The 12,822-nt window shown below is 58.2% G+C and carries 16 protein-coding genes; 8 read left to right on the top strand and 8 right to left on the bottom strand.

Annotated features, from left to right (window positions below):
* Nucleotides 1-66 precede the first annotated feature (66 nt).
* The 3 genes from groL to GLP52_RS00465 all read right to left on the bottom strand — a co-directional run bounded on the left by groL (nucleotide 67) and on the right by GLP52_RS00465 (nucleotide 2,935).
* The gene (gene groL, locus GLP52_RS00475) at nucleotides 67-1,716 is read right to left on the bottom strand and encodes a chaperonin GroEL (RefSeq protein ID WP_237271309.1); all 1,650 of its coding nucleotides are present in this window, start codon (nucleotides 1,714-1,716) and stop codon (nucleotides 67-69) included.
* 73 nt (nucleotides 1,717-1,789) lie between these two features.
* Nucleotides 1,790-2,077 carry a co-chaperone GroES gene (locus GLP52_RS00470; RefSeq protein ID WP_005849542.1) on the bottom strand — a complete coding sequence of 96 codons (288 nt, stop codon included), beginning with the start codon at nucleotides 2,075-2,077 and terminating at the stop codon, nucleotides 1,790-1,792.
* A 177-nt stretch (nucleotides 2,078-2,254) separates the two neighbouring features.
* A complete protein-coding gene (locus GLP52_RS00465; RefSeq protein ID WP_237271308.1) occupies nucleotides 2,255-2,935 on the bottom strand; it encodes a DUF2161 domain-containing phosphodiesterase in 681 nt (226 codons plus the stop codon).
* A 133-nt stretch (nucleotides 2,936-3,068) separates the two neighbouring features.
* Here GLP52_RS00465 and GLP52_RS00460 point away from each other — a divergent pair, with 133 nt between their 5' ends.
* On the top strand, nucleotides 3,069-3,989 hold the full coding sequence (locus tag GLP52_RS00460) for a manganese-dependent inorganic pyrophosphatase (protein WP_237271307.1): 921 nt from the start codon (nucleotides 3,069-3,071) through the stop codon (nucleotides 3,987-3,989).
* Between the two features lie 104 nt (nucleotides 3,990-4,093).
* Here the strand turns inward: GLP52_RS00460 and GLP52_RS00455 are convergent, their stop codons facing one another.
* Entirely contained in the window at nucleotides 4,094-4,660 is a 567-nt protein-coding gene (locus tag GLP52_RS00455) for a carboxymuconolactone decarboxylase family protein (RefSeq protein WP_009825196.1), read from the bottom strand.
* A 99-nt stretch (nucleotides 4,661-4,759) separates the two neighbouring features.
* On the opposite strand from GLP52_RS00455, the gene GLP52_RS00450 reads away from it, so the two are divergent.
* The 6 genes from GLP52_RS00450 (at nucleotide 4,760) to GLP52_RS00425 (ending at nucleotide 9,371) form a co-directional block, all read left to right on the top strand.
* Nucleotides 4,760-5,332 (top strand): TetR/AcrR family transcriptional regulator, encoded by a 573-nt coding sequence (locus tag GLP52_RS00450; RefSeq protein WP_093731903.1) that lies wholly within the window; start codon nucleotides 4,760-4,762, stop codon nucleotides 5,330-5,332.
* 90 nt (nucleotides 5,333-5,422) lie between these two features.
* Nucleotides 5,423-6,295: a TIGR01459 family HAD-type hydrolase gene (locus GLP52_RS00445; protein ID WP_093731902.1), complete on the top strand. Its 873-nt coding sequence runs from the start codon at nucleotides 5,423-5,425 to the stop codon at nucleotides 6,293-6,295.
* A gap of 90 nt (nucleotides 6,296-6,385) precedes the next feature.
* The gene (locus GLP52_RS00440; RefSeq protein ID WP_093731901.1) at nucleotides 6,386-6,829 is read left to right on the top strand and encodes a MaoC family dehydratase; all 444 of its coding nucleotides are present in this window, start codon (nucleotides 6,386-6,388) and stop codon (nucleotides 6,827-6,829) included.
* A gap of 105 nt (nucleotides 6,830-6,934) precedes the next feature.
* The gene (locus tag GLP52_RS00435; RefSeq protein ID WP_093731900.1) at nucleotides 6,935-7,867 is read left to right on the top strand and encodes a bifunctional riboflavin kinase/FAD synthetase; all 933 of its coding nucleotides are present in this window, start codon (nucleotides 6,935-6,937) and stop codon (nucleotides 7,865-7,867) included.
* Entirely contained in the window at nucleotides 7,864-8,334 is a 471-nt protein-coding gene (locus GLP52_RS00430) for a YcgN family cysteine cluster protein (protein WP_093731899.1), read from the top strand. The genes GLP52_RS00435 and GLP52_RS00430 overlap by 4 nt, the downstream gene beginning before the upstream one ends.
* Nucleotides 8,334-9,371 (top strand): threonine aldolase family protein, encoded by a 1,038-nt coding sequence (locus tag GLP52_RS00425; RefSeq protein ID WP_237271306.1) that lies wholly within the window; start codon nucleotides 8,334-8,336, stop codon nucleotides 9,369-9,371. The genes GLP52_RS00430 and GLP52_RS00425 overlap by 1 nt, the downstream gene beginning before the upstream one ends.
* A 3-nt stretch (nucleotides 9,372-9,374) precedes the next feature.
* Here the strand turns inward: GLP52_RS00425 and GLP52_RS00420 are convergent, their stop codons facing one another.
* Both GLP52_RS00420 and GLP52_RS00415 read right to left on the bottom strand, forming a co-directional pair.
* Nucleotides 9,375-10,163, bottom strand: coding sequence for an alpha/beta fold hydrolase (locus GLP52_RS00420; protein ID WP_237271305.1), 789 nt, complete (start codon nucleotides 10,161-10,163; stop codon nucleotides 9,375-9,377).
* A complete protein-coding gene (locus GLP52_RS00415; RefSeq protein WP_237271304.1) occupies nucleotides 10,160-10,756 on the bottom strand; it encodes a 2-hydroxychromene-2-carboxylate isomerase in 597 nt (198 codons plus the stop codon). Before GLP52_RS00415 ends, GLP52_RS00420 begins: the two co-directional genes overlap by 4 nt.
* A 109-nt stretch (nucleotides 10,757-10,865) precedes the next feature.
* Here GLP52_RS00415 and GLP52_RS00410 point away from each other — a divergent pair, with 109 nt between their 5' ends.
* On the top strand, nucleotides 10,866-11,885 hold the full coding sequence (locus GLP52_RS00410) for a ribose-phosphate pyrophosphokinase (RefSeq protein ID WP_237271303.1): 1,020 nt from the start codon (nucleotides 10,866-10,868) through the stop codon (nucleotides 11,883-11,885).
* Nucleotides 11,886-11,916: 31 nt separating this feature from the next.
* Here GLP52_RS00410 and GLP52_RS00405 read toward each other — a convergent pair whose 3' ends face one another.
* Nucleotides 11,917-12,255, bottom strand: coding sequence for an H-type lectin domain-containing protein (locus GLP52_RS00405; protein WP_093731894.1), 339 nt, complete (start codon nucleotides 12,253-12,255; stop codon nucleotides 11,917-11,919).
* Nucleotides 12,256-12,382: 127 nt separating this feature from the next.
* Entirely contained in the window at nucleotides 12,383-12,820 is a 438-nt protein-coding gene (locus GLP52_RS00400; protein WP_093731893.1) for a F0F1 ATP synthase subunit epsilon, read from the bottom strand.
* Between the last annotated feature and the right edge of the window lie 2 nt (nucleotides 12,821-12,822).

The raw sequence follows: 12,822 nt of genomic DNA, 5'->3' as shown, positions 1-12,822 counted from the left end.
GGCGCATCGGGTGATGCGCCCCTTCATTCTGTCAGCACAAGGGCGTGATCGCCCCGGCGGCGTGATTTACATCATGCCGCCCATGCCGCCCATGCCACCCATGTCGGGCATGCCGCCGCCTGCGCCGCCGTCTTTCGACGGTTTATCGGCAACCATGGCTTCGGTTGTGATCAGCAGACCGGCAACGGATGCCGCGTCTTGCAGAGCTGTACGCACAACTTTGGCAGGGTCGATAACACCAAACTTGAACATGTCGCCATATTCTTCGGTCTGAGCGTTAAAGCCAAACTTCAGGTCGTCGCTTTCGCGGATTTTGCCGGCCACTACGGAACCGTCAACACCTGCGTTTTCAGCAATCTGACGCAGAGGCGCTTCGAGAGCTTTGCGAACGATGCCGATACCAACGTTCTGGTCTGCGTTGTCGCCTGTGAGCCCTTCGAGTTTTTTGCCCGCTTGAACCAGTGCAACACCACCACCGACAACGATACCTTCTTGAACAGCGGCACGTGTCGCGTTCAGGGCATCATCAACGCGGTCTTTGCGCTCTTTAACTTCAACTTCGGACATGCCGCCGACGCGGATCACGGCAACACCGCCTGCCAGTTTGGCAACGCGCTCTTGCAGCTTTTCTTTGTCGTAGTCGGATGTGGTTTCTTCGATCTGGTTACGGATCTGAGCAACACGTGCTTCGATCTCTGCCTTCTCGCCAGCGCCGTCAACGATTGTTGTTTCGTCTTTGGTGATGGTGACTTTCTTGGCCGAACCCAGCATGTCCATGGTTACAGACTCGAGCTTCATGCCCAGATCTTCGGAGATCACTTGACCGCCTGTCAGGATTGCAAGGTCTTGCAGCATGGCTTTGCGGCGATCGCCGAAACCAGGTGCTTTGACCGCTGCGATTTTCAGGCCGCCGCGCAGTTTGTTAACAACCAGAGTTGCCAGCGCTTCGCCTTCAACATCTTCCGAGATGATCAGCAGTGGTTTTTGCGACTGGATCACTTGCTCCAGCAGGGGAACCATTGGCTGCAGCGAGGAGAGTTTTTTCTCGTGCAGCAGGATGATCGCGTCTTCCAGCTCGACAGTCATTTTGTCGGAGTTGGTGACGAAGTAGGGGGACAGGTAACCGCGGTCGAACTGCATGCCTTCAACAACATCGGTCTCTGTTTCCAGGCCTTTGTTCTCTTCGACGGTGATCACACCTTCGTTGCCGACTTTCTGCATCGCGTCTGCGATCTGACGGCCGATTTCTTTCTCGCCGTTTGCAGAGATGGTGCCGACTTGGGCAACTTCGTCGCTGTCGTTGACAGGGCGCGCCGCTGCTTTAATCGCTTCAACGACTTTCAACGTGGCCAAATCGATGCCGCGCTTCAGGTCCATCGGGTTCATGCCAGCGGCAACCGATTTCATGCCTTCTTTAACGATGGCTTGGGCCAGAACGGTTGCGGTTGTTGTACCGTCACCCGCTTCGTCGTTGGTCCGGGAAGCAACTTCCTTAACCATCTGTGCGCCCATGTTTTCGAACTTGTCTTCCAGTTCGATTTCTTTGGCTACGGATACACCGTCTTTGGTGATGCGTGGTGCGCCAAAGGATTTGTCGAGCACAACGTTGCGGCCTTTGGGGCCCAGTGTGACTTTGACGGCATCGGCAAGGATGTTCACACCCTTAAGCATCTTGTTACGGGCGTCGGTCCCGAATTTTACGTCCTTAGCAGACATAGTGTCTCTCCTAAATTCTTGGGTTGATGTCAGCGTATCTTGGGTGAGGCGCTAAGCCCCGGTCTGCCTGCAATCAGGACAGGATCCCCATGATGTCGCTTTCTTTCATCATCAGCAGTTCTTCGCCGTCCAGGGTAACTTCTGTGCCGGACCATTTGCCGAAGAGAACCTTGTCGCCGGCCTTAACAGCCATTGCGATCAGTTCGCCGCTGTCCTTGCGCGCGCCTTCGCCACAAGAAACAACTTCACCCTCAGAGGGTTTTTCTTTTGCGGAATCAGGGATGATCAAGCCACCCTTGGTTTTTTCTTCGCTCTCGGTGCGGCGCACCAGCACACGGTCATGCAGCGGTTTAAATGCCATCTTTCAGCTCCTTAAGGCTCAAAGTTATTCTCCCAAGCCGTCCCTCCGGTCGAGGGATCTAGCCATTAGCACTCAGGCCCGCCGAGTGCTAACGAGGGATAGCTAAGGGCGTCACTCGCACTAGTCAACCACGGTAATTTGAAAAATTTTAGGCAACCCGCCCCTTGCAAAGCAGGGCTAGTCAGCGCCCAACACGCGGCCCGCGGCTGAAACGGCGTCGGCACCTGTCGGGGTCAGGCCGTATACGCCTGTCTCGATCTTTTCAAACCACCCATAATGATTGTCGCGCATCATGGCGGTTGCCCGCTGAACCCCGGCTTCGCGGGCGACATGCGCGCCCTTGCTGGCCCCTGCCTCGAACAGATACATCGCGAGCTTTAGCGCATCCTGCCGGTACGCAGTGACCAGCCCTGCCCGCGTCTGCCCCCCGTCATTCGGGTCGCCCTGCCGCCGTGCGAATTCGCGTAGCAGCCGCGCCTGCCGTTTCGCGTTCTTGCGCGGCGCATATGGCCCCGGATCGCAGTGCACCTCGACCAACCCGTCCTTCAACCGCACGGTGATCAGCCCCAACCCCAGACGCCGCGCCAGCGCTGTATTATCCTTGACCGCCTTGGCAAACCGTTTACCGGGCTGGCGCGCGACAGCCAGATAGACGTCATCACTGACGGACAGGCGCGCGATACATTGATGAAACAGCGTCAGGCTAAAGCCGAGCTTCAGCTCTACCACCACCGGCGGCTCTGCCCCCCGTACGGCCACGACATCCGCCGCGCCCACCTCGGATTTAACGACATAACCCTGATCCTCCAGAAAGGATTTGATCGGCGGGTAAAGGTCGGTTTCGCGCGGGTTTGTCATAAACGCAGTGCTACCAGCTTTGCCCCGCCGCTGAGAACCCCAAAGCTGCGCGTATCAGGCAGGTGGTGACAAGTGGTGCAACCAGCCATATAAGGCGCGCAAATCAACACTCTCCCACTTCAGGATATCCCCTATGACAACGCTTGTTTTTGGCCATAAATCCCCCGACACCGACAGCACCGGCAGCCCGATCATCTGGGCATGGTATCTGAACGAAATCAAAGGCGTCGCCGCCGCCCCCGCCCTGCTGGGCGAACCCAACACCGAAGCGCTGTTCATGCTGGACCACTGGAAGCTGGACAAGCCACAGATCATCGACGACGTGCAAGCCGACCAACCCGTTGTGATCGTAGACACCAACAACCCTGCGGAACTGCCTGCCAGCATCAATGACGCGAACATCACCGCCATCATCGATCACCACCGTCTGGTGGGCGGCCTTGAAACCAAAGGCCCCGTCAACATCGTGATGGAAACGCTCGCCTGCACGGCGACGATCATGTACAAAATGATCGGTGATGATATGGCGCAGATGCCCGAGAACATCAAAGGCGCGATGCTGACCTGCATCCTGTCCGACACGTTGGAATTCCGCAGCCCGACCACAACGCAAGAAGACACCGCCATCGCCCACGCGCTGGCCAAAGATCTGGGAGTCGACATTGCCGAATACGCGGCGCAAATGTTTGCGGCGAAATCCGACGTGTCCTCTTTCTCCGAAGCGGAACTGCTGCGGATGGACAGTAAGGAATACGAAGTCGACGGCAAGAAATTCCGGGTCTCTGTTCTGGAAACCACGTCGCCTGCCACGGTGCTGAACCGCAAGGATGCACTGATGGCTGCGATGCCCGGCGTTGCCACAGAAGACGGGGCCGATCAGGTATTGCTCTTCGTTGTCGACATCCTGAACGAAGAAGCCACCATGCTGATCCCCAACGACTTTACCAAGTCCGTGGCAGAGAAAAGCTTTGGCGCGACCGTCACCGGTGACAGCGTTGTCCTGCCGGGCGTGATGAGCCGTAAAAAGCAGATCATCCCGAACATCAAAGCCTAAACAGACCCATCTGCCCCCCGCCTGGCGGGGGTAACAAACGCAAAAGGCCCCCTGCGATTAGGGGGCCTTTTGTCATTCCAGCGCAGCGCAGAAGCGCAGGTGGCTTATACCTTCAAAGGGGTATCGCCGCGTTCCCATGCCAGCGGCTTGAACACGTCGTCGACGGGCGTCTGTGCGACGTGGTTCACGTAGTTGGACATGGTTTTCTGCGCCATACCAAGGATCACATCCAGCACGGCACGGTGGCCATAGCCCGCGTCAAAGAACGCTTTCATCTGATCGTCAGAGACGTTGCCACGCTGGCGGAACATCTGAACGGTGAACGTACGCAGTGCCTCCAGCTTGGGTGTGGGCAGCGCGGTTTCGTTGCGCAGAGCATCGGAAATTTCGTCCGATACCTTCATCATTTTGGCAATACCGGTGTGTGCAGGCACACAGTAGTGGCATTCGTTTTCAACGTTGATCGCCTGCCAGACAACCGTCAGCTCTTCCGCATCAAAATCGGTTTCGGTGAACAGCTTGTGCAGCACCTGATAGCCTTCATAGGCCTGCGGGCTCTCAGCCAGAACCTTGTGCAGACCGGGCAAACGGCCAAAAGCTTTCTGCGACTGCTCAAGCAGCGGCTTGGAGGCTTCGGGGGCGGTATCAAGATCGTGGGACGGGAAGGACATGGAAAAACTCCTGTAAATGTTTCGTTGAGATACATTTAGGGTTTATTGAGCGATCACTCAAGTATATAATTGAGCAATCATTCAAGAAAAGGTGATCCTATGCCTCGCAAGCCGAACTATGACCGTGACGATCTGATCGAACGCGCGCGCGATCTGTTCTGGCAACGTGGCTGGGCTGGCACCTCGCTTAAGCATCTGGAAGCGAGCCTGCAGATGAAGCCGGGCAGTTTTTACGCCGCCTTCGGGTCTAAGGACGCGTTGTTCGAGCTTGCACTGGATAGATACGCCGCCGACGGGACAGAGCGGATGAAGACGCTTGCCCGCACCGAAGGGCCCCTCCCCGCGCTGCAAAAATTTCCATGTATGGTCATTTCAAACGACACCGCCCCCGCCAAGGCCTGCATGTTGTCGAAGACTTTGCTGGAACTTCAGGCCCACCGTCACCCGCTGGCCAAAAAGGCAAACACCCACTTGCTGAAGATGGAGCAGATGTTCGCAGAGCTGTTTGCCCAAGCCCAAGCCGCGGGCGATATCAGCGCCGGTCACAACCCGCGCAGTCTGGCGCGGCGCTATCAGTCTGACGTGTTGGGGTTGCGCGTTTCTGCGGAACGTGAGGGCGTGGATGCCGCCGCCATCGCGGGCGAAATCGCGGACGGGCTGGCGCGGTTATAACCCCTGCGCCAACGACACGCTGCCCAGTTGCCCCGCGGAGGGATGTGTGCTTTCTGCGGTGCAAACCTCTTGCAGATTGGAAAGCGGCCCATGACCCAGATTATCAGTAACCTTTTCGAAATCTCTGACCGCTATGACGCGTTATTTGTCGACCTCTGGGGTTGTGTCCATGACGGCGTCAAGGCGCTGCCAGACGCGGTGACCGCACTGCAAGCCTACCGTAAAGGTGGTGGCAAGGTGGTGCTCGTTACGAATTCCCCCCGCCCCCGCGACGGCGTGATCAAACAGCTCGCGCACTTCGGCGTACCGGATGATGCGTGGGACGATATTGCCACCTCGGGCGACTCTGCGCGCACGGCGATGTATCGCGGCATGGTGGGCACGCAGGTTTGGCACCTTGGTCCGCCCAGCGATAAACATTTCTTTGACCCAAGTGATGTGCTTGATGATCCCGCCGACATCCATCGCGTTGACCTAGAAGACGCCGAAGGCATCGTGTGCACCGGCCCGTTCGATCCATCCGAAGACCCCTCTGTGCTGCGCCCACAACTGCTTTATGCCAAGCAAAAGGGGCTCAAGCTGCTCTGCGCGAACCCTGATATCGTGGTGGACCGTGGCGATGTGCGCGAATGGTGCGCGGGGGCTGTGGCGGCGCTTTATACCGAGATGGGCGGTGAAAGCCTGTATTTCGGCAAGCCGCACCCACCGATCTATGATCTGGCCCGCCGCAAGCTTTATGCCTTGGACAAAGACATCTCTGACACTGGCATCCTCGCCATCGGTGACGGCATTCATACCGACATCAAAGGAGCCATGGGCGAGGATATCGATTCGCTTTTCATCTCTGGTGGGCTTGCCGCGCGGGAGACGGAAACCGAAACCCAACCCGATCCCGATGCGCTAACCCGCTATCTTGAAAAGGAAACGTCGGCCCCGACTTACACTATTGGGCACCTACGCTGACCTACTTTTTCCTTGCGTTTCTGCGCCCGCAAAGTAATTAAGTTTCACACCACCGGAAACTGGCGTCACTTTATTACTGAAAGGGCTGGCATGTTGGATAATCTGCCCCGCGGAACGATCTGTATCGAAGATATCGAAATCGGCATGACGCGCTATCTGCGCAAGGTCGTGACCGACGAAGACATCGAGATGTTCGCCCAGGTGTCCACCGACCGTAATCCGGTGCACCTGGACGACGCCTATGCGCAGGATACCATCTTTGAAGGGCGGATTGCCCATGGGATGCTGACCGCCGGCCTGATTTCTGCTGTAATCGGAGAGCAACTGCCGGGGCATGGTACCGTTTATATGGCACAGTCGCTCAAGTTTCTGGCCCCCGTGCGCCCCGGCGATCTGGTCTATGCAGAGGTGAAGGTCACCAATATCGAATTCGACAAACGCCGTGTAAAACTGGATTGTCACTGTGCAATTGACGGCAAAAAGGTCCTGATTGGCGAGGCAACCGTTCTGGCCCCGTCGCGCAAGTTCGACTGACCCCACATCTGTGATACCTGCGCTACCGACGACGCTGCGGTTTTTCACCACCCTGTGCCACCCCGCTGCTTGTAAGCGGGGGCAGACGGGGCTACCACCTAGCGCATGGAAATCATTCGCGACTATCAATTTGTAACGGCTTCCGATCAGGGGGCAACTGCCGCTATTGGCAACTTTGACGGCGTGCATCTGGGGCATCTGTCGGTCATCGACATGGCCCGTGCTGCCCTGCCCGAAGCACCTTTGGGGGTGGTCACATTCGAGCCGCACCCGCGCGAATACTTCGCCCCAGACGCCCCCCCTTTCCGCCTGATGGGTGCAGAGGCGCGCGCGCACCAGTTGCAAAAGATCGGCGTCGACAAGCTGTATGAGTTGGGGTTCGATGCCACTTTGTCCAGCCTGAGCCCCCGCGCCTTTGCGCAGGAGGTGATCGTTGACGGGTTGGGCCTGCGCCATGTGGTCGTGGGCGCTGACTTCCGCTTTGGCAAGGCGCGCGCTGGCACGGCTGAACAGCTGCAGGCCTTCGGTGCCGAGATGGGATTTGGCGTGACGATCGCGCCGCTGATGGCGAAGGGCCCCGATACCGTGTCTTCGACCGCGATCCGCAACGCACTGACAGAGGCACGTCCCCGCGATGCCGCCGCGATGCTGGGACATTGGCATCGTGTTGAAGGCCCCGTCTTGCATGGTGAAAAGCGCGGCCGTGAACTGGGCTACCCAACGGCGAATATGTCGATCGACGGGCTGCACCCGCCAGCCTTTGGTGTCTACGCTGTGCTGGTTGATGTGCTTGAGGGGCCGCAATCCGGTCGGTACCACGGCGTCGCCAGTCTTGGCGTGCGCCCGATGTTCGGGGAGAACAAAGCCAACCTCGAGACCTTCATTTTTGACTTCAAGGGCGATCTATACGGCAAGCATGTCTCGGTCGCGCTGGTCGACCACCTGCGCGGCGAGGAAAAATTCGACGGTCTTGAGGCGTTAATCACCCAGATGGATGCGGACAGCGCTCAGGCCCGCAGCATTCTGGCCGCGCTATGACCGATCCGATTGCCGCCAAAGGTCTTGCCAAACGGTTCTGGGAAAAGAAGCCGCTCACCAAGATGTCGCAAGACGAATGGGAAGCGCTATGTGACGGTTGCGGTAAATGCTGCCTGAACAAGCTCGAAGACGAAGACACCGAAGAAGTCGCCCTGACCAGTGTGGCCTGCCGTCTGCTAGATGACGCGACTTGCCGGTGCAGTCACTATCAAAACCGGCACCAGTTCGTGCCCGACTGCATCGTCCTGAAGCCCGAAAACCTTGATACCCACGCCTATTGGATGCCGCTGACCTGCGCCTATCGGCTGCTGTGGCAGGGTAAACCACTTTATGATTGGCACCCGTTGATCAGCGGTGATCCCGACAGTGTGCATCGCGCCGGTATTTCTGTTCAAAACAAGACTGTTTCGGAATTCGACACCCCATTCGAGGAATGGGAAGACCACATCATCGAGGAGCCAACCTGATGTTTTTTGCTTCTGACAACGCGGGCCCTGTCCATCCCCAGACCATGAACCGTCTGGCGCAGGCGAACAGCGGCCACGCGATGCCCTATGGCAATGATGCGATCATGGACGAAGTCCGTGACGCGATCCGCACCACGTTCGAGGCACCCGAGGCCGCGGTCTATCTGGTCGCAACCGGCACCGCTGCCAATGCGCTCGCGCTGGCTTGCTATACCCAGCCGTGGCAGACGATCTTTTGCTCGGTCACCTCGCATATCCACGAAGACGAATGTAACGCGCCCGAATTCTATGCCGGCGCTGCAAAACTGACCGTGGTTGAAACAGACGATAAGATGACCCCCGAGGCGCTGACAAAGGCGATCGAGAAGCACCCAGAGGGCAATGTGCATGGCGCGCAGCGCGGACCGGTGTCGATCACGCAGGTGACCGAACGCGGTTCCGTTCATTCGCTAGAGGAGTTGAACGCGTTGACCGCCGTTGCCAAACGCTATGACCTGCCGGTGCATCTGGACGGGGCGCGGTTTGCCAATGCGCTGGTTGCCTTGGGATGCAGCCCGGCAGAGATGACATGGAAAGCGGGCGTCGATGTCGTCAGCTTTGGCGGCACCAAGAACGGCTGCATGGGTGTCGAGGCAGTGATCTTCTTTGACCCCGCCAAAGCGTGGGAATTCGAGCTGCGGCGCAAACGCGGTGCGCATCTGTTTTCCAAGCACCGTTTCCTGTCAGCGCAGATGGCGGGCTATCTGCAGGACGATCTGTGGAGGGCGACCGCCCGCCAAGCCAATGACAATGCGCGCTATCTGGCGGACGGACTACGCGCTGCGGGCGCGACAATGTTGCATGAACCCGACGCCAACATGATCTTTGCCAAATGGCCTCGCCGCATCCACCAAAAGTTGCAAGCTGCGGGGGCCAAATACTATGTCATGGACGGCCCGCTGGACAGCGGCGATCCAGATACGCCTTTGTCTGCGCGGTTGGTCTGTGACTGGTCGGTCGGCACAGAGGCGATCGACCAGTTCCTGTCGTATTTCTGACTGTTATACCGTTTCAAGAAAGCTGCGGATTTCAGCGGCGACGGCCTGCGGGTGGGTGATCGGGGCCATGTGCCCTGCCCCGTCAATCGCCTTGCGTGTCACTTTCGGCAGGCGTCGTGCAATGGATGTGCTGATTGCGTCCACCATATCGCCCGACGCACCGCCGTCGATCAACAGCACCGGCATCGTGGCGCGGGCGAACCTGCCGGGTTCTAGCAGTCCGGCATTGTCGTCACGCAAGAACGGCTGGCTGGCGGGCACATAGTGGATACGGTCCGCCATATACTGACGCAGCTTTTGGGGCGTCTTTTCCCATCCGCTGCCGTCACCCCAGCCGGTGTTAAAGATGCGCGCCGCTTCCATCCGGTCGCCCGCGTCAAACGCTGCGTCGAACCCGCCGGAGTTACGATCCCCCGCGGCCACCCGCGCCGGATCATCGGCAAGTGCTGCGGCGAAGTAAACCGGTTCGATCATCGTCAGGCTGCGCACCAGTTCGGGATTTTCGATCGCAATTCGCAGACCGATCGTCGCACCGAAGGAATGACCAATGATGTCAGTAGGTTCGGTCAGCAAATCCCGCACCAAATCTGTCGAACGTTCGTGCAGATCACCGTCTCCGTCCCAATCCTGCGATTTACCATGTGAGGGCAGATCGCAACACAAAAGCCTCAGATCGTCCGCCAGCGCTTCGCCCACCCCGCGCCACGCACCGGAATGGGCGAGTGTGCAATGGATCGCCAGCGCCTGACGCGGGCCATGTCCGAAGTGTCGGGTAAACAGGGCTGAAGTCACAGTTTGCCCGCCATCACAAGGTCAAGGTCGTCCAACCGGTCCTGCCCCCAGAACTTGTGTGTGTCATCTAGGATATAGAATGGCGCACCAAAGACGCCCTTTTCAACGGCTTCCTCCAGATTGCGTGCATAGGTATCGGCACCCTGTAGCAGCCCTTTGTCGGCCAGCGCGGGATCAAAGCCCGCCTTTTCAAGGCAATCGCGGACGACTTCGTCTTCGGCAATATCACGTTCCTCGGCCCAAACGGCGGTCATAAAGAGCTGGCATAGCTTGCCCACATCGCCGCCTTCGTTCTGTGCCGCGATGATTGCATAGGATGAAGGCGCACCGTTGGTGGGCCAATGCGCGGGTTTGAGGTTGAACGGCATCCCCAGCTTCTTGGCCTGACGCGGCAGTTCAATCGCGCGGTATTCCTGCCGGGACGGGTGCCGGTCCTTGGGCGGCTGACCACCGGTTCGCCCAAAAGCGGTAATCAAATCGAAAGGTTTATAGGTGATCGTTGCCCCGTGTTTAGCGGCAATTTCCTCAAGCCGGTTTCCCGCCAAATAGGCATATGGTGAAAGTGTCGCAAAAAAATAGTCGATATGGGCCATTTGGGGTCTCCGATCAGGGCTGTGCAGCTTTGCCAGACCGTAAGGCCATGCTAAGCGGTGTCAACGTCACGATTCTGTCACATGTTCTGCATCCAGGGACCCTTTGCACATGGCTCAAACCACCGAACCCAAACTGATCTCAGGTAACGCGAACATGCCGTTGGCCAAAGCCATCGCACGGCGGATGTCGCTGCATCGGGGGGTCAACGTAGGGCTGGTCGACGCACGTGTCGAACGGTTCAATGACGGCGAAATCTTTGTCGAAGTTTACGAAAACGTCCGCGGCGAGGATATGTTCATCATCCAGCCAACGTCGAACCCCGCCAACGACAACCTGATGGAACTGCTGGTCATGGCCGACGCGCTGCGCCGGTCATCCGCCGCGCGTGTCACAGCGGTTCTACCCTATTTCGGCTACGCTCGTCAGGACCGCCGCACCAAGGCGCGCACACCGATCACGGCCAAGATGGTCGCGAATATGATGGTGGGCAGCGGCATTGAACGCATCCTGACGATGGATCTGCACGCCGCACAGATTCAGGGCTTCTTTGATATTCCCGTCGACAACCTTTATGCGTCGCCCGTATTCGCGCTGGATATTCAGAACGAATTCAAGGGCCGCATGGATGAGCTGATGGTCATTTCCCCTGATGTGGGCGGCGTTGCCCGCGCGCGTGAACTGGCCAAACGCATCAACTCCCCCCTCGCTATCGTGGACAAGCGCCGCGAGAAGGCAGGCGAGATTGCTGAAATGACCGTGATCGGCGATGTGACCGACAAGGTGTGCCTGATTGTGGACGATATTTGCGACACCGCTGGTACCTTGTGCAAAGCCGCCGAAGTGTTGCTCGAGAATGGCGCGAAGGAAGTGCACTCCTACATCAGCCACGGCGTGATGTCCGGCCCTGCGGTAGAACGCATCAGCAATTCCGTGATGAAGTCGCTGGTTATTACGGACAGCATCGCCCCCACACCGGCGGTGAAGCAGGCCACAAACATCCGGATCGTTCCCACGGCACCGATCTTTGCGCAAGCGATCTTGAATATCTGGAACGGCACCTCGGTGTCGTCGCTGTTCGACGCCGACACACTCGAACCGATCTATGACGGCATGTACAAGCCCGGCTAAGCGCCCCTGAAACAGCGGCTGGGGGCCTGTATTAGAGCTCCCAGTCGTCTTGCGGTGACAATGGCCCAATGGCCATCCAAGACGCCCTGACGCGCGCGATACGCGTATCGCCCCAGGTGCGGAACACCAGTTCAAACCCCTCGTTTGTCAAATTCTCTGCCCGTAGATCCGCGCGCATAACTGTCGCGTTATCCACGTCCCACAACGCGAGGGACGTGTGTACAGTGGGGATATCGCGGTACGGTGTTGCAAACCTGATCGAGTTACGCCGCTCGCGCTGGCCCTTCCCTGTCCACATTTCGCCCCCATCTTGAAAGTCGGAAAACAAAACAGCCTCTCCGCTGTCGACACCTACACTACTTGCGTTCATTCGTTTCATCGAGATGGTCTGCCCTACCCTGTCCTACCCAAACAATCAGACAACCTTATGTTAAGGGCAACAAATAGAAAAGGCCCCGCGATTGCAGGGCCTTTTCATCAAAACGGGCAAGGAAACGTCAGAGGCTGGGTTGCTTGCTCGACAAGCCGATTTCGTCCCCCATGGCAACCATGTCGGACAGCAGCTTGGCTGCGTCGTCTACGGGGCCAGGTTCATTCACGAAACCCTCTTTTGCCGTTGTGTACATGGCTTTGGCTTCGGCGATCATTTCATCCAGATGCTCTTGGGTCATATCACCCTTGGGCACGGCGCGTTCGGCCAAAACCGACACCCCATCAAACGAAATTTCAGCGAAGCCGCCGGTTACCACATACTCAGCAGTGCCTTCCGGGCCTTCAACACGCAGCACACCGGGGCGCAGCGTGGTGATGGTGGGGGCATGATCAGGCATTGCTGTCATGTCCCCGTCCGCACCCGGAATCTGAACGGCCGTCACCTGCATCGAGGCCAGCCGCCGCTCGGGCGAAACGAGGTCGAATTGCATTGTGTCTGCCATTT

Origin of the sequence: Sulfitobacter sp. M22 (assembly GCF_021736025.1) — a bacterium.
Classification (GTDB): domain Bacteria; phylum Pseudomonadota; class Alphaproteobacteria; order Rhodobacterales; family Rhodobacteraceae; genus Sulfitobacter; species Sulfitobacter litoralis.
The sequence above is the reverse complement of the archived record's forward strand: the minus strand, read 5'-3'. Positions and strand labels throughout refer to the sequence as shown.